We start from the raw sequence: 21,070 nt of genomic DNA, 5'->3' as shown, positions 1-21,070 counted from the left end.
TTGTACAACTCTTTCTATCGGGATTCTTTTTTAATTGTCTTTTACTCCATATACTTCTTTATGTATTCTCTTTTTGATTGTTTCAAAATCCTTTTCACAATCCAGCTCTCCGTGTACCATTAAATACATGGGAAGAAAATCATCTCCGGGTTTGTAAGGAGGTTGACAGTAGTCTTTTTCCCATAGTGTAAAGCCCTGGCGTTGATAAAAGCTGATACGTCGTTTGGCCATTTCCTCCACCGGACGTTCTACTTCCAATACGATCGGGCGTTTTAAATAATTGCACAAGTATTCCAGTGTACGTTTTCCATAACCTCCATTTCGCAGGGCAGGATTGGTTGCAAAGTGTTCTACATAGTAGAAACTGTCAAAATCCCAATAGGTAATGAAGCCGACTGGCAGGTCATCGTCGAAGATGATGTTATTATGAAAGTTGCCCGTACGGTCAGTGTACTCGCGCAGTTGTTCCAGCTGACGGTACTCTTCCGGTGGAAATGCATCAATCAGGAGCTCTTCCATGAATTTGTAATGTTGCAGGTCCGACGTACTGATTGGTTGAAGTCTAATCATGAGGTTTGGGTTTTAAGTTTGACAATAATATGATTGTATATTGATTTTGTTTTTGGATGAGTATTTACCATTGGTTACCATCGATGATTGTTATTCAATTAAGGAACATAAAACTCAATCATTCGGCGGATGGCACGTTGACAAACCGGGCAAAACTCCGGGTATCCGTTTGTTTTCATGCGACAGTCGTAGGCAGGACGGTAAATACCTTTAGCGGAATAGCCGCCTCCTTCATATACTCCTACCGGATATTTCTTTCTTTCAGCAATAGGAGTAGGGATCGGAGTGCCTAGTGGAAGCATATCTTTCCATTTGGAAGCAAAGTTCACCTGTGTTGAAATATTCTGTTCCCACGGTTCGACATCCAGTGGATAAGTATCCGTCATCACATCATCCTCATAAAAATACTCGTCGGCCAATCCGCCGAAGCTGTGTCCGAATTCGTGCACTACCACCGGTTTGAACATAGGGTGATGAGCTGTGGTTAGCGTATAAGAATTGTATATTCCTCCTCCGCCGTATACATCTGTGTTAGCGAGGATAATGATATGCTCGTAAGGGATACCAGCCAATGCATTGTGGATAGACTTTACCCGGCTGGTAGTCAGATAGCGATCTGAATAAAAGGTATCGAAATGAGAATGAACCGCCGTTTCTTTCCACAGATTTTCGCGGGGAACACTGACACCACTATCCGTTGAAGGACTGGCTACGGCAACAATATTAAATTTACCCTTCATGGAACGGAACGGCTCGTACAAAAACAAACTTTCGCAGGTACGTTGTGCATCCTGATAGAATATATCCATTTCTTTTTCTGTATATCCCTCTGCCAGGATAGCAACATCTATGCAGTCTTTTTCATTGCCACTTTGCAGCATATACCGGTGTGGAGTAACATGTGATACTCCCCGTTTATGAATCAATATGTCATCCGGACGCACGATATGTTTGTAAGTAGCCATTGTTTTCTTTCGTGGAGAATATAAAGTCACTTCTATTTCTACAGGCTGTTTGGGATAGGGAAGAAGAAAGGTATTCTCAAACCCTTTAGCTGTTTCTTTGGCTTCGTCTGTTGACAGCCATTCTTGAAATAAAGAAGAGAAAGAAGTTTTGTAGATACACTGTTTGCTGGCAAGGTCTTTCACAATAATTTGTCCGTTGCCTTCCAAGGGAAGTTCGGAGAGATGATGTTGACGCCCTGCCCAGGTAGGGAGCTGTGAAAGCTCATCCAGATAAATAGCCTGTTGTGTAGCATCCCCGGTAAAGATATAATCCACTCGCAATGTTTTGTTCTGAAAATAATCAGCGAAATTCTGGGCATAACTTCCTATAGAAGTGCAGAAACACAGAATGATACAGCAAATATGTTTCATATAAATGGTATATTTATGTTTTTCGCAAAGGTACGAACTATTGTTGACTTATCCGCTTTCTGCAAATAAAAGTAATAGATTATAGTATTTGTTGTCGAAAAATCGCTAACTTTGCATAAAAGATTCATTGATAAAAACAATTTGATTCAAAAATGGGACATCATCAATTAGATGCATTAGATGAGCAAATTCTGAGACTGATTGCAGGGAATGCGCGTATTCCTTTTTTAGAAGTGGCAAGAGCATGTAATGTTTCCGGTGCTGCGATCCATCAGCGTATTCAGAAGCTTACTAATCTAGGAATATTAAAAGGTTCGGAGTATGTTATCGACCCCGAGAAAATCGGATATGAGACTTGCGCTTATATTGGTATATATCTAAAAGACCCCGAATCCTTTGACTCGGTAACAAAAGCTTTAGAGGCTATCCCCGAAGTGGTGGAATGTCATTTCACTACCGGAAAATACGATATGTTTATCAAAATTTACGCGAAGAATAACCACCACTTATTGAGTATTATTCACGATAAGTTGCAACCATTGGGCTTGGCGCGTACCGAAACATTAATCTCCTTCCATGAAGCCATTAAGCGGCAGATGCCGATTATGGTCGACATAGAAGATGAAGATTAATCATTAGTCAGTATTCGTGGTTGGATCACAGTAAGAAACAATTTTCTTACTTTCTTACGTAATCAACGAAAGCATAAGAGCAGAGATGTTTCTCATCCGCAGGATGGGCTTCTCTGCTTTTTTCCTGCCATACCTTTGAAGATACTTCCGGAAAATAGGCATCAGCTTCGGGGGCCGTACTGTCTATCTCTGTCAGGCAAAGTTCGTCAGCGAAGGAAAGAGCCTGCTGATAAATGCTTGCCCCTCCTATAATATAAATATGTTCATCCTCCCGGCAACTTTTCAAAGCCGTTTCGAGTGAAGGAAACACTTCCGCACCGGAACATACCGTGTCCGGATTGGAAGATAAAACGATATTTCTTCGATTGGGCAATGCGCCTTTCGGTAATGACTCGAAAGTTTTGCGTCCCATAAGTATGGTGTTTCCGGTAGTTAATGCTTTGAAACGTTTCAAATCATTCGGTAACCAGAAAAGAAGCTTATTCTCAAAGCCTATAGCCATGCGGCGATCTACGGCAGCAATGATGGATACTTTACTCATATTTTTTACACGGCTACTGCTCCTGCAATATGCGGATGCGGATCATAGTTCACTAATTCGAAGTCCTCAAATTTAAAATCGAAGATGTTTTTTACGTCCGGATTGATTTTCATTTGCGGCAATGGACGAGGCTCCCGTGATAATTGGAGCTTCACTTGTTCCAGATGGTTCAGGTAGATATGAGCATCACCGAAAGTATGAACGAAATCGCCGGCTTTCAAACCTGTCACTTGTGCCATCATTTGCAGTAATAATGCGTATGAAGCAATGTTGAAGGGAACACCGAGAAATATATCGGCACTGCGTTGATATAGTTGCAGGCTCAACCGCCCGTCTGCTACGTAAAACTGAAAGAATGCATGGCAGGGAGGTAAATTCATATTGTTCAAATCTGCTACATTCCACGCACTAACGATGATACGGCGTGAATCCGGATTGTGTTTGAGTGTCTCCACTACTTCGCTGATCTGGTCGATGAAGCCGCCGTTGTAATCAGGCCATGAACGCCATTGATAACCATAGACATGACCCAAATCACCGTTTTCGTCCGCCCATTCGTTCCAAATACGTACTCCATGTTCCTGCAGGTATTTCACGTTTGTATCTCCTTGCAGAAACCAAAGCAATTCGTATATGATTGATTTCAGATGCAGTTTTTTGGTTGTCAGGCACGGGAAACCGTCATCAAGGTTAAAACGCATCTGATGACCGAAGATACTGATCGTTCCGGTTCCGGTACGATCACTTTTTTCCGTGCCTTCGGTTAGCACGCGATTGAGTAAATCCAGGTATTGTTTCATAATGAATAATTTGCAGTGAAAATGATTCTCCGTACAAAATTACAAAAATGGAGTGAATAAATTAGCAAACCAGCCGACGAACTTCTTCCAGGGAGAACGCTTTTTCCAAAACTCCGGTGTCAGCTGGGTACAATGCTCGATATCGTTTCGGAACATATTATTCAATTCACCCGTTATTCTTTTATCAAAAATAAAGGCATTTGTTTCGTAGTCATATCGTAGGCTGCGGCTGTTCAGGTTGGCAGTACCGACTGTGCAGAACAAGTCGTCCACCATCATAATTTTCGAGTGATGGAATCCCCCGTTGTACATGTAGACAGTAGCTCCCCTTTTCATCAGTTTATGTAACTTATAAAGTGCGGCATCCGGGGTAAAAGGAATATCGGAAGCAGAGGAAACCATGATGGTTACATCTACTCCCCGGTCGATTGTCCGGTTCAACGCCTTTTTGATGGAAGAAGTCGGTACAAAATAAGGATTGACGATATGAACATTCTTTTGTGCCGAATAAATGCTCATGGCATAGGCATGACTCAACATACGGCTATTCTTTTTCGGGGTACGGTCTACAATTGCTACAACGATATTTGTGCTGTCTGTCTGTCCCTCATGTTGGGGGAAATAAGCTTCTCCTCCTACGTTCTGTTTAGTCTCTTTGTTCCAGATCGTCAGGAAAATCTCTTGCAAATCGTTGACTGCATCCCCTTCGATACGCATGTGCATATCACGCCAGGTTCCGATTTTGGGTAGTCCGTTGATATAATAATCGGCGATATTCATTCCGCCTGTATATGCCACTTTTCCGTCGATAACAGCAATTTTGCGATGGTCGCGGTGGGCGGCGTGATTGATATAAGGGAAGGTGAACGGGTCAAACTTGACGATTTCGATTCCCTGTTCACGTATTTTCTTGAGGTGTTTCTTTTTAAGGGGCTTGTTGTTCGACCAGTTTCCGAAAGCGTCAAACATAGCTCGTACTTCAACACCTTCTTTCACTTTTTCGGCTAATAAAGTGAACAAAGCATTGGCAATGGAGTCATTTCGGAAGTTGAAATATTCCAGATGAACATGATGTTTAGCTTCCCGGATGGCTTCAAATAAATCGATAAACTTCTCCCGTCCGCTTTTTAGCAGTTTGACTTTATTATTATCAGATATAGGGATTCCCGACTCTTCTAGGAAATGCAGTACTAGGGAATCGCTTGTTAGTCCGATTGAGTCTCTGGGCTGCGTCATCAGACTGTCGATGACATCTGCCTGAACATGTAATAAAGGCAGGAATAGAAATAAAATAAATATACGTAGTTTCAAAACTCTTCTCTCTATTTTAGTTTACAGAGCAACAAATATACAACATCTATGTTTGGGCTTACTTGGAGTAAAGGGTAGATTTATTATTGTTTAACACTAAAAGAGAGGGATAAAGAGTTCTTTGACTCATAAAGATAAAAATCCGGGAAACTTATGCTTTGGACTTTTAATCTGTATTTATTTTGTTTATGCCATAGAAGCAACCTTTCGTGTAGCCATAAATAATAATACGACAGCCGCGATAATAATTGACTTTGGATCAAGGCCGGTAGTACCATGATTAATCATACTGATAAATACTTCTCTTATTGTTCCCCAAGCTGCTTCCAATCCGCCTAACCATACAAAAAGTACGGCAGCCACAGTCATTACGAAGGCACTCCAGATACGAGCCAGATGGTTGCTACGACCGGGTAAATGGTGCATGACACGGCGACTGAATCCGTTGTCTGCTATTTCCTGCTTGTTTTCTGCGAAGAAATCGCGCAAGAGCTTATCATTGTCTATTTCTGTCATAACCGTTTTGTTTTAAATACGTTGCTAATTTTTCTTTTCCACGTGACAGGTGGCTTTTCACCGTTCCTGACGGTACTCCTACAATACCTGCTATTTTGTCGATACTAATGTCCTCCATATAGAACAACATAATGCAGGTTCTTTCCACTTCCTTCAGCATTTTGAGTGACTGATAAACATCCATTTTCTGTCCTACATTCTCTTGTTCGGTACTGTTGATGGCGTCTATTTCTTTTGTATCCAAGTCGGCTGTCTCTTTCCGGCTGCGAATATAATCATAAAAAACATTATAAGCAATACGGTACAGCCACGTAGAGAAACTTGACAAGTTTCGGAAAGAGGCAATGTTTGTATATGCTTTGATAAATGTATCTTGTGCAAGGTCGTCACTCAATTCGCTGTCGCCGCAAGTCAGGTTCAGGAAGAATCGCCGGATGGGCGACTGGTACTTCTCCACCAACTGGTCGAAGGCCCTGGTGTTCTTGAACACCACGACCTGCGCGACTAACGATATATCATTGAGTTGGCTCATTTATTCTCGTCGTTCTTTTCTTCGTTTACTTCATTATGTTTCTCTCCGGGTGCGGAAGGGATGATTTCGAAGCTATCGTTTTTGACGTTATCCTGATTCTTTTTTTCATCTTTATGGGTAGTATACGTCCGGGGAGCATCTGTACCTTGAGCCTGTTGTTTACTACCGATGATCCATTGTCCGATACCCATAAATGTAACGAGTAAACCGATCGCTCCAATTCCGAATTCACCGGTGATTGCCCAAAGGAAGATGAAAAGACCGATACCTGTAAAGGTGTTCTTGATGCCTTGTGAACGTGAGTCAACCGTTTTATTTTCACGAATAAATTCTGCTGGCAATGGCTGACCTGCAGCGAGTGCCTGTTCGGCAAGACGATAGCGTGCTTTCCGATTTTTATAACGGAAGAAGAAGATTACAAACAGAATGAATACCGGAAATCCGAAAACGGCAATGATTGATATGATTGCTACGAGAATTCCTCCGTTGATACCAAAGCCGTGGAATGGGAAATCGTCGTCATCCGATTCGAATGTAAAACTGGCCTTACCATGACCAGTACTGATATTACTTGAGTTTGCATCTACTTCTGTGGAATCAGTGTCCGCTGTATCTACACCGATGACTGTGACAGCAGTATTGTTTGTTTTTGCTTTATTGTCTTTGGTCACAGTTACCTTTACTTTTCCGACGGAATCGCGGACAACAGTAGTTTGGTTTTGGGCAATAGCCAGTGTGCAAGTGGTCAGTACAACCATCAATGCTAATAGAAAATTTTTCATATCAATAGTTTTTTAATTTATTTCTTTGTCTGTTAGACGTAGTTAATATCATAGAAAGTTGCAAAGAGACGAAATATTTTTGATATTTGCGGAAATTAATAACGAAAAATGGAATTACCCGCTTCTTTCATAGATTATACCCGTGCCCTGTTGGGCGATGAAGAATACGACAAATTAGCTGTTGCTATCCAACAAGAACCACCTGTCAGCATCCGGTTGAATGATGGGAAATTAAAAATTGAAAATGGAAAATGCAGAATTGTACCGCAAGCAGGCTGTATTACTGATTTTCAACTTTCAGCTTTCAATTTTGAATTTAATCAAGTCCCTTGGTCTTCCGAAGGATTTTACTTGGATGAGCGTCTCACTTTCACGTTTGATCCATTGTTTCATGCAGGTTGTTATTATGTTCAGGAGGCTTCTTCTATGTTTGTGGAGCAGGTGCTCCGGCAGTATGTCACCGGACCGGTAAAGATGCTGGATCTTTGTGCAGCTCCCGGTGGAAAGTCTACTCATGCCCGTAGTGTGCTTCCTGAAGGGAGTTTACTGGTGGCTAATGAAGTCATCCGGAATCGTTCGCAGATTCTTGCGGAGAATTTAACGAAGTGGGGACATCCGGATGTGGTAGTAACCAATAATGATCCGGCAGATTTTGCGGCTTTGCCGTCTTTCTTTGACGTGATTCTTACAGATGTCCCTTGCTCCGGTGAAGGTATGTTCCGTAAAGACCCTGTTGCTGTAGAAGAGTGGAGTTCCGAGAATGTAGAAATCTGTTGGCAGCGGCAGCGGCGGATTATTGGAGATATTTGGGACACGTTGAAGCCTGGGGGAGTTCTTATATATAGTACGTGTACATTTAATACAAAAGAGGACGAAGAGAATGCACGTTGGATTCAACAAGAGTATGGAGCCGAACCGTTAACTGTGCAAGTACAGGAAAACTGGAATATAACAGGAGATCTTTTACCGGATAATTGTGATGGTTCTAAATCTTCTATTCCTGTCTATCATTTTTTCCCTCATAAGACGAAAGGCGAAGGCTTTTTCCTGGCAGCTTTTCGGAAGCCGGAGACAGGAGACGAGATTCCGGTATCTTCTTTCGCCAAGGAGAAGACTTCTAAAAAGAAAGATAAGAAAGGAGGAGCAGCATCTTCTCCTGTTTCGAAAGAACAGCTGAATATTGCAAAAAGCTGGCTGAATGATGAAAATTCGGACAAGTATATATTGTCGGCAGAAGGAACAAGTATCCAGGCTTTTTCAAAGCATTATGCTGATGAATTAATGGCAATGAAACAATGCCTGAAAATCGTATCGGCAGGAGTGGAGATAGGAGAAGTGAAAGGAAAGGATTTGATACCTGACCATGCATTGGCGATGTGTAGTTCACTTTTATGCCGGGAAGCTTTCGCTACGGAAGAAATAAGTTATAAACAGGCTATCACTTATTTACGAAAAGAGGCCATTACCTTGCCGGTAACAGCCCCTCGTGGATATGTTTTGCTTACGTACCGGCATATTCCTCTCGGATTTGTGAAGAACATCGGCAATCGTGCCAATAATCTTTATCCGCAAGAATGGCGTATCCGTAGCGGATACTTGCCGGAAAATATACGCATATTATCGGAAAGTACAGTTGATTAAAGAAGACCCTGCTGATTAAGGCAGTATTCCGGCAGGTATTTCCTGTTCGGAAAGGGTAAAACTAATTTGTTTGCCTGTGCCTGGTTCACCTCCAGCGATTTCTTCCAGCGTGTAGGAAGGAGGTGGTGCAGGTGATGTCCGCGTTTCTCCGATGGGTGGAGTATTCCAATTCAGATTCAAGCTTTTATCCAAGCGGTGAAATACGTATGCATTTCCCCACAAGATGAATTTATGATTGGAAATAGGCGTTGCCGCATCTTCCGAAAAAGTGAGAGTCAGTATAGCTTTCTCATTATTTCCTTCTTCTTTTTCCAGTTTGTAACTTCCTCGAGTTATTAAGGTTAGTCCGGATGAAAAAGCTGTTTGTTCTCCCTGTTTGAAAAAATAAGCATCCCGTGCGTGATTGTTAATTAGAAAAATGTCGGAAATGCCGGGCAGAAGATTTGCGTCTCCGTTGGGTAAGTTAGACAAGTAGCTGCGGAGCAACTTTATATCCTCGTAATTGTCGACAACCTTGATTGGCAGGATGCAGGTTTCTTGTGTGGCGTTGTCCGTTACTGTCAGATAAGTTTGCCCGGTGAGAATACCGGTAACATAAATCATACGTCCGGCAGGTACTCCGGTCCAGCCGGTTTCGGTTCCTGCGCTTGCGATGCGTGTGTCTTTAACTTCAAGTGAGTAATCACCATTTCCGCTTTCCAGTCCAAGGTAACGTCTGCCACCCATGGGCACTTCATATTCACTGTTGTAAAAACGAAGTGGATTTTCTTCATCCTCTTTACATCCACTGAATAGTGTAAGGATGCAACATAATATGAATAGATAGAATTGTTTAGGTCTCATAATCTGTATTTTATGTTCGTTGCAAATGTAACATATTATTTTGAAATATTTAGTTGGAACTTGAAGAAAATGAGAGGGAGAGGGGAAATATATTCAGGCACGGATTACACGGATTTCACGGCTTTTAGAAATATGATTGTCATAAAGTAACAGCGTAATCCGTGAAATCTGTGTAATCCGTGCCTGAAATTATTATATAAACATACTTACATCACTTAAAATAGAAATTAGTATGTTCAGCGTAATCCATGTCTAAAGGATTTTATGTACTATTTATAGTTTACTCTTGTAAATCCGTGCCATTGCTTTCTGGTACTGATTTTCCAGTTGCAGATAATTTTGATGGCTTTGATAGATGACAGAAACTTCAACGAAATATTCAATCATACTAATCTGTCCACCTGTCAGAGCCTGTTTCAGCAGTGACAGATCTTGTTGCGACTGGAAAGTCTTGCTGTATTCTTCCATCGAAGCGTGCAGTGTTTTCGCTTCCCGGTAAAGCTGTGCCAATTCGGACTCTACTTGCAGGGTAGCATTATCCTTTTGCAAGTCAATGTTAAGAGCCTGTGCTTTAGCGATTTTTACCTTATTCCGGTTTTCGAAAAGTGGGAAAGAGAAACCTACCACTACACCGTTGAAAGGTACGCCTGTTTCTGTGTTCCGGCGGTAGCCGAGTTCCAGTTTGGGTAGCCATTGTGATTTATTGACAGCAATCTGTTTACGGGCAACAAGACTTTCGTTGCCGAGTGCCATAAGAGTACGGTCCGTTGCCATGACTTCCGACTTCAATATTTGATAATCAGTAGGGAAAGGTATAGCCGGATATTGGTTTTCCTCGAAAACTACCGGAATATTACCATTCAGCGTATTCAGCTCCTGCTGTTTGTTGCGGAGTGCTGTTTCGTTCAGAGACGCTTCTGTTCTGACATTCAACAGTTCCAGATTGATTTTGTTGGTTTCGAGAGCATTTGCATCTCCTGTTTGAAGACGCTTGGCATACATCTTTGCAAGTTCTTCCGCATTGCGGAGGCGTTCTTCCAGAATATGCTTTTGCTGACGAAGCATGATAATATCCAGGCAAAGTTCTTTCGCCTGTAACAGCTTCTCTTGACGGAAAACATCCGACTGACTGTCAAAAGCTCCGGCTTTGAGACGATTCAACTTGTTGCGTGTAGCATATAAACTAGGGAAATCAAAGCTTTGTGAAACAACCAGTTCGCCGATTGTTTCGCTTTTATCTTTCGCTCCCCATAGATGTGCGTAAGAAAGAGTAGGATCAGGCAAGTTATTATCCGTTTTAGCTTCCAGCTTCTGCGAAGTAATCAGTTGCTCGTTTGCCTGCAACTCCTTATTGTTCGTTTCGATATTCTTCAATACCTGTTCAATTCCGTTTTGGGCTTGCACTTCGCCTATGGTTAAGAAAAGAAGTGCAGCGCTTATGGTCATGATTTGTTTCATTTCTAATTTCTTTATTTATTACAAGCTATTGTTGATAGATACTTTATGATAAGGCATCTATTTGTTTGGCACCGAGGAACGACCCGTTTCTCACCGAGAAACACTTGGTTCCTCACCGGGGAACGATGGTTTCCTCACCGAGGAAAAACATCACCCGCTACAGGCTTTCCTGGGCCTTTTTCCGATGCATCATCAGATAAACAATCGGAACGATAAAACCGTTCAAAAAAGTAGACGTTAATAACCCTCCTAAAATCACTTTTGCCATCGGACTTTGAATTTCGTTACCCGGCAAGTCGCCACCGAGCGCCAATGGAATCAGTGCCAGTGCAGAAGACAATGCCGTCATCAAAATCGGATTCAGACGGTCGAGAGAACCTCGGATCACACTATCATACACATTCAAACCTTCTTCCTTTTGCAGATGATTGTAGTGGCTGATGAGCAACATACCGTTACGCGTTGCAATACCGAACAAGGAAATGAAACCGATGATAGCCGGAATACTGACTTCTCCTGTTGTAATCACCAAAGCAAATACACCACCGATCAGTGCCAGCGGAAGATTCAGCAAGATGACGCCCGACTCTTTCACGCTGCGGAACTCATTATACAATAATAAGAAGATTACTACGATGCTGATAAATGAAGTCAGCGCCAGTGTCCGGCTGGCAGCCTGTTCACTTTCAAACTGTCCGCCATACTCAATGTGATAGCCTTCGGGCAGTTGCACCGATGTGTCGATGCGTTTCTGAATATCATTTACAACACTACGCAAATCGCGGTCGGCCACATTGGCAGAAATCACAATTTTACGTTTTACATTCTCGCGGTTGATCGTATTTGGTCCCATGGCCGATACCACTTCTGCTACATAGCTCAAAGGAACTTTGCGACCGTCATTCGTGTCTACCATCAAGTTGCGGATTTTTTCTATTTCATCCCGGGCATCATCCTTCACTTTCACGATCAGATCGAAACTCTTGCCTTGCTCATAAACCTGCGAGATCACTTTTCCAGCCAAAGCTACGTTCACATATTCCGAGAACTCCGGCAGAGTAATACCGAACTTAGCCAGCATTTCCCGTTTAGGCTGTATTTTCAGCTGCGGACGCTCAATCTGTTGTTCCACGTTCAGGTCGGCAACACCGGGAATATCACTGATAGCTCCTTTAATTTGATTACCGAGTGAGAACATTTTATTCAGATCGTCTCCGAACAGCTTGATAGCGATATTCGCTTTCGTACCCGATAACATAGCGTCGATACGGTGGCTGATTGGTTGTCCGATTTCTATATTTGCCCCGGTGATAGTACCCAACTTTTCACGTACATCAGCTACCAGTTCACTGCGCGAACGATCTTTCAGTTCAAACGGAGCTTCTATTTCAGAAACGTTTACCCCTAATGCATGTTCGTCCAGTTCGGCACGTCCCGTTTTCCGGGCTACGGTTTGTATTTCGGGAATCGTCATCAATAACTCTTCTGCCCGATGTCCCATTTTATTGCTTTCTTCCAGTGAAATACCCGGTAGAGAACTAATATTGATGGTGAACGATCCTTCATTAAAGGAAGGAAGAAAACTGCGTCCGAGTGTAAAGAACACTCCGAGCGCAACCACAAAGAGTGCGATTGTACTTCCAAGTGTCACTCGTTTGTGTGCCAGCACCCAAGTCAGTGCCTTTTCGTAAACCCCTTTCATCCAACGGGCAAGGGGAGCTTCTTTCAGTTCCTTGTTTGTCTTATTGCTTCCTAATAGATAAGAACAGAGCACCGGAGTCAGCGTCAGAGCAACTACTGTCGACGCGAACAATGCCACGATAAAGGCAACGCCCAGCGGAACCAACATTCTGCCTTCCATTCCGCTAAGGAAGAACAACGGTACAAAGCTGACAACGATAATCAGCGTAGAATTAAGTATAGGCATCCGCACCTCTTTCGAAGCATTGAATACCACCTCGAGTGTACTTAACCTTTCCGCTTTTGCTTTCTGACGGTTCTCCCGCAGTCGTTTATACACGTTTTCCACATCGACGATGGCGTCGTCTACCAATGATCCGATGGCTATCGCCATACCTCCGAGGCTCATGGTGTTGATTGTCAGTCCCATGTAGTGTAGTGTCAGAATCGAAACAAGCAGGGAAAGAGGCAGTGTTACCAATGAAATCAATGTAGTGCGCACATTTGCTAGGAACAGGAAGAGTACGATTACTACAAAAATACCTCCTTCAAAGAGTGATTTCTTCACATTGCCGATGGAACTTTCGATAAAGCGGCTTTGACGGAATATGTCCGTTGAAACTTTTACGTCCGGTGGCAGATTCTTTTGCAGGTCTTTCAAAGATGCTTCCAATTTATCCGTCAGTTCCAGCGTACTGGTAGCCGGCTGTTTGGTAACAGTCATCAGTACGGCAGATTTTCCACGCTCTGAAGCAGTTCCCAGTTTCGGGGCTTTCGGTCCGATGGTTACGTCCGCAATATCTTCCAGCGTGACGGGGAAGTTATTCACTGTCTTTACTACCGCTTTGCCAAGTTGTTCTGTTTTAGAAGTAGAAAGTACACCGCGTACAATATATTCATTTCCAAATTCGTAGAGCACACCTCCGTTTGCGTTCAGGTTCATATCCTGTGTCACAGCCATCACTTCTCCCATCGAAATGCCGTAATGACGCATCCGTTCGGGATCCAGCTGAATCTGATATTCTTTGATATCTCCTCCGAGTACGGCAACCTGTGCCACTCCTCCGGTAGACAATAGACGGGGACGGATAGTCCAGTCCGCAATCGTACGAAGATCGAGCATCGAAGTGGAGTCGGCAGTCAGACCGACGATGAGCATTTCGCCCAAGATGGAAGATTGTGGGCCGAGTGTCGGTTTACCAACGTTGACCGGCAGTGATTCACTGACCACTGCTAACTTCTCGCTAACAATCTGGCGAGCGAGATAAATATCGGTTCCCCAATCAAATTCTACCCAGACAACGGAAAATCCGTTGGTAGAAGAAGAGCGGACACGGCGTACACCCGTAGCTCCGTTTACGGCAGTTTCAACAGGAAAAGTGACGAGCTGTTCAACTTCTTCTGCAGCCATACCGTTGGCCTCGGTCATGATGACTACCGTAGGTGCGTTCAGGTCGGGGAATACGTCTACTTCCGTATGCATGGCGGTATACGTTCCCGCAATTAGCAGGAGGATGGCCGCGCAGACTACAACCAACCGGTTGTGTAGGGAGTAATGTATAATTTTGTTAAGCATTTCTTTAAGAATTAAGAATTAAGAATGAAGAATGAAGAATTAGAAATGAAGAATTAAGAATGACTATGCAGCACGTGCAATAAACATATACCAATTATTGCGCAGCCAAATTCTTCATTCTTCATTTCTAATTCTTCATTTAATCAATGTTCGTGACTATGTGCCGGGATGGCATTGCTAGCGCTTGCCAGTCGAACCTGATAAGCACCTTCGGTCACTACACGGTCGCCAGCCTTCACTCCGGTCAGGATCTGAACACTTTTACCGTTGTCGGCTCCTATCGTTACTTCCTGTTTTTTATAACCCTCTTCGTCCAGTTGCAGGTAGATAAAGAAGATACCTTGTTCTTCTGTCAGTGCCGTGCGTGGGAGAGAAAGAACGTTTTCCATCGTTGAAGAAAGCAAGAACACCTCTACGAATGATCCGGGGATCACTTCCCCTTTATTGTCGAACTCAAAAGTGACAGGCACATAAAAAGAGTTGTCTCCGGCAGCTTTTCCAAAAGAGAGAAGTTTGCCGTTCAAAGCTTTTAGTTCGTACACCTGATTATTATAAGGAGTCTGGAAATTGGCGGAACTGATTGTACGGAGGTATGGATAATACTTTTCCGACACTTCGGCACGGAGGAAAAGACGACGATTCTGCGTCACGCTCACCAGCGGTTGTCCGATGGTCACGTAGTCACCTTCTTTCACAAGAATGCTTTTCACATATCCTGCAATAGGAGCTGTAATACTTTGGCCGATAGCCGAATGATTCTTGGAAAGGGCTTCGTAACTAAGGCGGGCATTTTCATAACTTTGCTCTGCCTGTGCAAAATCCTTGTCAGATACAATCTTGTTTTTAACAAGCTCTTTCATACGTTCGTACTCCTTCTTAGATACCTCGTAGGCAATGCGGGCACGTTGTACCGGATCACCGTCGGCGATATTCTTTGAAGAAATCGTGACTAGCGGCGTGCCGCTGCCGACGCTCATTCCTTCCGTTACTTTTCCACGGAAAGATACAACGCCGGCCACTGTAGCTACGGCAACCGATTCATCACCTTGGGCAGCCAGCACCTGTCCGCTGGTTTTAATCACTTGCTGGAAAGGTGCAGGTTCGATAACGCTCACCTTGACACCGGCTGCTTCAGCTTTTGCCTTAGGAAGGATGATTTCATCACTGTGCGCTTCGGCAGACTCGTTATGTCTATCGGCCGCTTCATGGTTGTGTTCTCCGCTACATTCGCCTTCATGAGAATGATCGGAACCCTCTGCCTCGTGATTATGTCCTTCCGTGGCATGATCGTGTTCATTGTGTGTGTGTGTGACGGTACTATTATTACAGGAACCCAGCACGAATAAGCCTAGGATTCCTACGAAAATAAGTTTTTTCATAATGATATTTTCCTACTAAATTTTACTGTTTTTTTACGCTACAAAGATAAGGTAACGCAAATGCAACTGATTTGCATTTACGCTTTTACGCAAAAACAGAGTAGGGAGGGGCACGAAGAGGAGTGGCACGGTGTATATCCGTGCCATGCAGAGAGTCTCGGTAGACGTAATAGTTCTTAATCCGTCTCTCTTGTGGCCGTAATAGATGTTCGATGATTACATCCGTAAACAGGGTAGCGATGAATACATAATCCGGTCCGCTATCCGTATGTACGGATGGAGTGGGAGAGTAGAAACGAGTCATACATTCGCTGCTGCAACATGAATCGTTTCCCGGGTGATGATGATGCGTGGGACATTGCTGTTCTACAGGCAAGTCCTGCTTCATGCAAATCATTCCGTTGGGGTGATGGTGATGGGGAATAACGGCTGCCACCAACATTATAATGTTGATTAAAAACAGCAGAGTTACTATTATTCGTTTCTTCCCTTTCATCCTTTCTTTTAGAGAATTTATTTTTTTATTGATTCCTTTTCTTTTTCTTGCAAACGTTCCAGCAATTCTGTTGCTGATACATAAATTACTTTTCCATCTGGTGTTCCCTGACTAAGGAGTTTACCATTGCGAGCATTTTTTTCCAGCAATCGCTTTTCTGCCAGCTGAAGGCCGCGTCGTAATTTATCGCTCAATTCTTGCATTTCATTATTTGACATAATTCTTGATGCATTTAAAAAGTTCAAGTTCATATATTCGATCCTCGCCATGTTGGTAACCTTCGGCTACAATTACTCGAGGAGAAATACTGTTATCGGCTAACAGCCAATAGTCTACACGCGGCATATAAATCTGAAACAGATTGTTAATGCCTGCCTGATATCGGCGGTAGATAACGTCCATCGGTACATTATGTCCCCCTTCATTGACCCGTTGTAACACACGGTTGACGGCAAGTTCCGGAGAATTCAGCCAGAAATAAATCAAGCTGACTTTATATCCGGCATTTTGTGCTCTTTGAATGAGCCGGGTGTATGAACGGGTTGCCAATGTTGTTTCAATAGAGAAACTTACTTTAGCAGCTAATAGTTCATTAATACGTTTCAACATCAGACGGCCGGCTTCTATAGCCATACTTTCCGGATTGAACGGTGATAAACCTTTGGCGATTTCATCCGCATTAACGAACTCTTTGCATAATAAAATTTCAGGCAGTACAGTGTAGGAAGCTGTTGTTTTACCAGCTCCGTTACATCCGCTTATAATGTATAACTGCCTTGTTTCATCCATTTTTTTCTAACTGCCTGTTATAAATGATGTTGCAAATATACAAATACTTTTATTCTGCCTGCAGCCGATACCCTCTTTTTATTATTTATTATTTCTTTTCCAGTTCTTGCAACGAATCCATTTTTTTCTTTTCGAGGAACTCGTAGATGCCGCAAAGATGTTCCGTCACCTTTTGATTACCGAACTCATACACCTTGCTCACCAGTCCGTCGAGGAAATCACGATCGTGTGAAACAACAATCAGCGTGCCGTCAAAATCCAGCAATGCCTGTTTCAGGATATCTTTCGTTTTCATGTCCAGATGATTCGTCGGCTCATCCAGGATCAGGAGGTTGACAGGTTCCAACAGCAATTTAATCATGGCAAGGCGGGTACGCTCCCCACCCGAAAGTACTTTCACCTTCTTCATTGATTCCTCGGGACCACCAAACATGAAGGCACCCAGTAAATCACGAATCTTGTTTCGGATATCCCCTTTGGCTACATCGTCAATCGTTTGGAAAACCGTCAGGTTTTCATCCATCAACGAAGCCTGATTTTGAGCGAAATATCCGATTTGTACATTATGTCCTAGAGTCAGTGTACCGTCATGTTCGATTTCCTTCATGATACATTTCACGAGTGTAGATTTACCTTCACCGTTTTTACCGACAAAAGCTACTTTATCACCACGCTCAATCGTCAGGTTAGCGTTGCGGAACACCACTTTCTCTCCGTATGCCTTTCCAACACCTTCCATGATAACCGGATAACTGCCCGAACGGGGTGAAGGCGGGAATTTCAGTCGCAATGCAGAAGTATCCTCCTCATCGACTTCGAGCAATTCCAGCTTTTCCAGCATTTTGACGCGGCTCTGTACCTGCAACGTCTTTGAATATGTTCCTTTGAATCGTTCGATGAACTCCTTCGTTTCAGCAATAAACTTCTGCTGCTCGTCGTATGCCTTCTGCTGCTGTTCGCGGCGATCCTTACGCAGTTGCAGATATTGGGAATAGTTCACCTTATAATCATAAATACGTCCCATCGTCACTTCGATGGTGCGTGTTGTAATATTATCCACGAATTTGCGGTCGTGGCTGATTACGATAACTGCTTTCCCGTTATTAATAAGGAAATCTTCCAACCATTGAATAGATTCAATATCCAGATGATTCGTCGGCTCATCGAGCAAGAGTACGTCCGGTTTCTGCAACAGCAACTTAGCGAGCTCGATGCGCATCCGCCATCCACCGCTGAAATCACTCGTCTGGCGTTGAAAATCGCTCCGGGTGAACCCTAATCCGAGCAATGCCTTTTCCACATCCTCTTCATAATTAGTTGCGTCAATCGAATAAAACTTCTCGCTCAAGGCAGACACTTCTTCAATCAGCGCCATGTAACTGTCGCTCTCGTAGTCCGTCCGTGTCTCGAGCTCTTTGTTCAGTTTTTCAATCTGCGCTTCCATTTCATGCAGATGTGAAAAAGCTTGTGCCGTTTCGTCAAACACTGTTCTTCCGTCTTCCGTCATCAGATGTTGAGGCAGATAGGCTACTACGCAATCTTTGGGCGCGGAAACTTTTCCACGTGTCGGTTGTCGTGCGCCTGCCAAAATTTTCAGCAGCGTACTTTTTCCCGCCCCATTTTTACCCATCAGTGCGATGCGGTCTTTTTCATTAATTACGAAAGAAATATCACTAAATAAAGTAGTGCCGCCAAACTCTACGGCTAGTCCGTCAACAGAAATCATACTATTCTTTTAAATTGAGGCGCAAAGATAGCGAAATATATGAATCTTTTTTATAACTTGCGGGCTGAAAAGGGAGATTAATCTCAAAAAACAGATAAAAAAACAATATATAAGCGATATGGAAAGCGAACAAATGAATGAATTCAGACCCTTAATTTTAGTAGCTGAAGACGATGACAGCAACTTTAAATTAATCAAGGCTATCATAGGCAAAAAGTGTGATATCGAGTGGGCTAAAAATGGGCAGGAAATGGTGGAGTTGTTTCAACAGCATCAGGAAAGAACCAAAGCAATGCTGATGGATATCAAGATGCCGGTGATGAACGGGTTGGAGGCAACGAAGATAATTCGTGAGTCTAATACCGAAATTCCTATTATCATGCAGACAGCTTATGCTTTCAGCTCGGATAAGGAAAACGCAATGAACGCAGGAGCAACTGAAGTGTTGGTGAAACCTATTACTTTGAGTATTCTCCGCACTACTTTAAGCAAATATCTACCCGATTTGCAGTGGTGAAATTGATTGGTACGGGAATTTTTTTAATTTATTTAAAAGGTGCTTAAACGTTAAATACGGAATAAAGTAGGAAAAGAGTATGGTCGGGTAGAAAAATGGTATGTAAAAGATGCCGTTGAATATTCCTTTTTCTCTATTATTATTTGAGCATTCATCTGATGAAATTGGATAAAATAAAATAGGCGAACCTCACGGTTGGCCTATTTTTGTTCGCCTCTGTTAATTTGTTAGAGTACAGAAACGACTCTATGTAAAGTCTCTCCTTTGAGAGATTTTAAGTTCATTATTTGTTTCCGCCGGCCCACCAGACAGCTTCGCTATATACATACTGGCCATCACCGAAAGCAGCTTTCACTTCAGGATTTGCCAATACGTCGTCTGCTCCATAACCGAAGCGCAATGGGAACTTATTGTTGTTCAGCGGGTTCTTCAGTACAATGAAGTTTTCTCCTGCACCTTTCAAACGACGGTAGTCGTTATAGGCTTCCAGTGATTCGCCGGATGCACCGAAGAAGGCGAGATACTTCTGTATCATTGTCTCTTGCAGAGGGTTGGCATCGAATAACGGTTCTACTTCATCCGTGAAATAGGTTTCTGCTACATCTGCACCCAAATCACTGTCGCCATCAGCTACCCAAGTGTCAGCGGCATCTATAATTGAGTTTTCCAGATTCTCGAATCCGGCAGTGATTGCAGCTTTTAAAGCACTCTTAGCTTCATCCAGTCTGTCTCCCAAGCGGCATAATGCTTCTGCTTCGAGGAATTTCACTTCATGATAACTGATTAAAAGAGTCGGAGCCGACATTGCCCATGATATCATTGACATACCATAATTGTTCTGCAACTCTTGCGGGGTTCCGTTAGGAGCTGCTTTGATACTTGCGATGTCTGTAGCTTGCGTACCTCCGTATCCATAAGCAATATAGCCGGTGGGATCGGGCTCCAGAAATGCTTGCGGTGCTCTGGGGTCATTGCGCTCAACAAACTTTTCAATCAGACTGGCACTGGCTGCCAAACTGTTACGGCTATAGCTGAATGACCAAAGCGGATTCAACTGCGAATCAGCGTCATAAACAGCCAGTTTACATTCTTCACTTGCATTAGCAAATGATTTGCTCACATAAGTAAGAATGTTCTGAAGATCAGTTGTCTTATTGGCACTTTTATTGAGCAGACGCATTGTATAGCGTGCTTTTAACGCATAAGCTGTCTTGAGCCACATACTTGCTTGAGTACTGGTGTTTGAACCGTAGATCAAGTCTTTAGAACCGACTGCGCCGGACAGACCTGCATCTTTGGCAGTACCGTTATTCAGCAGAGTGATGGCATCATCCAGATTCTGCATCACTTCCTGATAAATGCTTTCCTGCGTATCTATTTTGGGCTGCATATACATTGGTGTGCCGTCCGGATTGAGGATACCAGTCTGGCTGTACGGTGTATTTCCAAATACATCGGCAGCCACTGCTCCGTTGTAAGCGAGCAGGATTTTAGCAATTGCTTCCGTCACTACGTTTCCTTTTTCCGAAGGATCTTCTTCACACTTCTTGATAACGATTTTAGCGTTCTTGATATTTGAATACACGTTGATCCATGCGTTGTTGTAGGTAGTAGCCGTTGTAGGCTCTCCGCTACGTACTTCCGCCCGGTAAAGCTGGTTGGATATACCCGTTTCGTGTTCAATGTAAACAGAAGAATAGAGCGAGAAATCCCCTCCCACAGTGCTGAATGCAGTGCTTACCCCTAAGTCTGTAATCAAAAATTTAGCAGGCGCATCCAGAGGATTGTTAGGGTTTTCATTGATTTTATCCATTGCGTCTTCCGTACAAGCAGAAGCAATGGCAGCAGTCAAGAAAGAAACTGCCAGCAATTTTCCTATTGATTTATATTTTTTCATTGTCTTGC

Annotated in this window: 20 protein-coding genes; 3 read left to right on the top strand and 17 right to left on the bottom strand. The window is 43.2% G+C overall.

Annotation, left to right across the window (positions count from 1 at the left end):
• Window positions 1-30: 30 nt before the first annotated feature.
• Window positions 31-570 carry a GNAT family N-acetyltransferase gene (locus KFO40_RS20910; RefSeq protein ID WP_008024780.1) on the bottom strand — a complete coding sequence of 180 codons (540 nt, stop codon included), beginning with the start codon at window positions 568-570 and terminating at the stop codon, window positions 31-33.
• A gap of 98 nt (window positions 571-668) precedes the next feature.
• On the bottom strand, window positions 669-1,946 hold the full coding sequence (locus KFO40_RS20905) for an IgA Peptidase M64 (RefSeq protein ID WP_211146769.1): 1,278 nt from the start codon (window positions 1,944-1,946) through the stop codon (window positions 669-671).
• Between the two features lie 152 nt (window positions 1,947-2,098).
• Between KFO40_RS20905 and KFO40_RS20900 the strand changes: the two genes are divergently transcribed.
• Complete coding sequence (locus KFO40_RS20900) at window positions 2,099-2,578, top strand: Lrp/AsnC family transcriptional regulator (protein ID WP_004315769.1); 480 nt, start codon at window positions 2,099-2,101, stop codon at window positions 2,576-2,578.
• A 46-nt stretch (window positions 2,579-2,624) separates the two neighbouring features.
• On the opposite strand, the gene KFO40_RS20895 is transcribed toward KFO40_RS20900, so the two are convergent.
• The 6 genes from KFO40_RS20895 to KFO40_RS20870 all read right to left on the bottom strand — a co-directional run bounded on the left by KFO40_RS20895 (window position 2,625) and on the right by KFO40_RS20870 (window position 7,060).
• Window positions 2,625-3,119 carry a dihydrofolate reductase gene (locus KFO40_RS20895; RefSeq protein WP_008024774.1) on the bottom strand — a complete coding sequence of 165 codons (495 nt, stop codon included), beginning with the start codon at window positions 3,117-3,119 and terminating at the stop codon, window positions 2,625-2,627.
• 5 nt (window positions 3,120-3,124) lie between these two features.
• The gene (locus KFO40_RS20890) at window positions 3,125-3,919 is read right to left on the bottom strand and encodes a thymidylate synthase (protein WP_008019458.1); all 795 of its coding nucleotides are present in this window, start codon (window positions 3,917-3,919) and stop codon (window positions 3,125-3,127) included.
• A 39-nt stretch (window positions 3,920-3,958) separates the two neighbouring features.
• On the bottom strand, window positions 3,959-5,230 hold the full coding sequence (gene cls / locus KFO40_RS20885) for a cardiolipin synthase (protein WP_004314130.1): 1,272 nt from the start codon (window positions 5,228-5,230) through the stop codon (window positions 3,959-3,961).
• Window positions 5,231-5,416: 186 nt separating this feature from the next.
• On the bottom strand, window positions 5,417-5,746 hold the full coding sequence (locus tag KFO40_RS20880) for a DUF5056 domain-containing protein (protein ID WP_008024769.1): 330 nt from the start codon (window positions 5,744-5,746) through the stop codon (window positions 5,417-5,419).
• On the bottom strand, window positions 5,727-6,278 hold the full coding sequence (locus KFO40_RS20875) for an RNA polymerase sigma factor (RefSeq protein ID WP_004314132.1): 552 nt from the start codon (window positions 6,276-6,278) through the stop codon (window positions 5,727-5,729). The genes KFO40_RS20880 and KFO40_RS20875 overlap by 20 nt, the downstream gene beginning before the upstream one ends.
• Window positions 6,275-7,060: a DUF6249 domain-containing protein gene (locus KFO40_RS20870; protein WP_211146768.1), complete on the bottom strand. Its 786-nt coding sequence runs from the start codon at window positions 7,058-7,060 to the stop codon at window positions 6,275-6,277. The genes KFO40_RS20875 and KFO40_RS20870 overlap by 4 nt, the downstream gene beginning before the upstream one ends.
• Before the next feature lie 108 nt (window positions 7,061-7,168).
• Between KFO40_RS20870 and KFO40_RS20865 the strand changes: the two genes are divergently transcribed.
• Complete coding sequence (locus KFO40_RS20865; RefSeq protein ID WP_211146767.1) at window positions 7,169-8,701, top strand: methyltransferase RsmF C-terminal domain-like protein; 1,533 nt, start codon at window positions 7,169-7,171, stop codon at window positions 8,699-8,701.
• Window positions 8,702-8,716: 15 nt separating this feature from the next.
• On the opposite strand, the gene KFO40_RS20860 is transcribed toward KFO40_RS20865, so the two are convergent.
• The 8 genes from KFO40_RS20860 to KFO40_RS20825 form a co-directional block, all read right to left on the bottom strand.
• Window positions 8,717-9,544: a hypothetical protein gene (locus KFO40_RS20860; RefSeq protein WP_211146766.1), complete on the bottom strand. Its 828-nt coding sequence runs from the start codon at window positions 9,542-9,544 to the stop codon at window positions 8,717-8,719.
• A gap of 273 nt (window positions 9,545-9,817) precedes the next feature.
• Window positions 9,818-11,002, bottom strand: coding sequence for a TolC family protein (locus tag KFO40_RS20855; protein WP_015531455.1), 1,185 nt, complete (start codon window positions 11,000-11,002; stop codon window positions 9,818-9,820).
• Between the two features lie 157 nt (window positions 11,003-11,159).
• Window positions 11,160-14,258 (bottom strand): efflux RND transporter permease subunit, encoded by a 3,099-nt coding sequence (locus KFO40_RS20850; protein ID WP_121960298.1) that lies wholly within the window; start codon window positions 14,256-14,258, stop codon window positions 11,160-11,162.
• A 143-nt stretch (window positions 14,259-14,401) separates the two neighbouring features.
• Complete coding sequence (locus KFO40_RS20845; protein ID WP_211146765.1) at window positions 14,402-15,637, bottom strand: efflux RND transporter periplasmic adaptor subunit; 1,236 nt, start codon at window positions 15,635-15,637, stop codon at window positions 14,402-14,404.
• Between the two features lie 85 nt (window positions 15,638-15,722).
• A complete protein-coding gene (locus tag KFO40_RS20840; protein WP_008024755.1) occupies window positions 15,723-16,133 on the bottom strand; it encodes a DUF6769 family protein in 411 nt (136 codons plus the stop codon).
• Between the two features lie 17 nt (window positions 16,134-16,150).
• Window positions 16,151-16,351: a hypothetical protein gene (locus KFO40_RS20835; protein WP_004314140.1), complete on the bottom strand. Its 201-nt coding sequence runs from the start codon at window positions 16,349-16,351 to the stop codon at window positions 16,151-16,153.
• Window positions 16,341-16,922: a zeta toxin family protein gene (locus KFO40_RS20830; RefSeq protein WP_004314141.1), complete on the bottom strand. Its 582-nt coding sequence runs from the start codon at window positions 16,920-16,922 to the stop codon at window positions 16,341-16,343. Before KFO40_RS20830 ends, KFO40_RS20835 begins: the two co-directional genes overlap by 11 nt.
• An 88-nt stretch (window positions 16,923-17,010) precedes the next feature.
• The gene (locus tag KFO40_RS20825; RefSeq protein ID WP_015531460.1) at window positions 17,011-18,648 is read right to left on the bottom strand and encodes an ABC-F family ATP-binding cassette domain-containing protein; all 1,638 of its coding nucleotides are present in this window, start codon (window positions 18,646-18,648) and stop codon (window positions 17,011-17,013) included.
• Window positions 18,649-18,766: 118 nt separating this feature from the next.
• On the opposite strand from KFO40_RS20825, the gene KFO40_RS20820 reads away from it, so the two are divergent.
• Window positions 18,767-19,165 (top strand): response regulator, encoded by a 399-nt coding sequence (locus KFO40_RS20820; RefSeq protein WP_004314143.1) that lies wholly within the window; start codon window positions 18,767-18,769, stop codon window positions 19,163-19,165.
• Window positions 19,166-19,448: 283 nt separating this feature from the next.
• On the opposite strand, the gene KFO40_RS20815 is transcribed toward KFO40_RS20820, so the two are convergent.
• A complete protein-coding gene (locus KFO40_RS20815) occupies window positions 19,449-21,062 on the bottom strand; it encodes a SusD/RagB family nutrient-binding outer membrane lipoprotein (RefSeq protein WP_211146764.1) in 1,614 nt (537 codons plus the stop codon).
• Window positions 21,063-21,070: the final 8 nt, after the last annotated feature.

It is taken from the genome of Bacteroides sp. 1001302B_160321_D4, assembly GCF_015667765.1.
In the GTDB taxonomy this organism is placed as follows: Bacteria; Bacteroidota; Bacteroidia; order Bacteroidales; family Bacteroidaceae; genus Bacteroides; species Bacteroides xylanisolvens.
The sequence above is the reverse complement of the archived record's forward strand: the minus strand, read 5'-3'. Positions and strand labels throughout refer to the sequence as shown.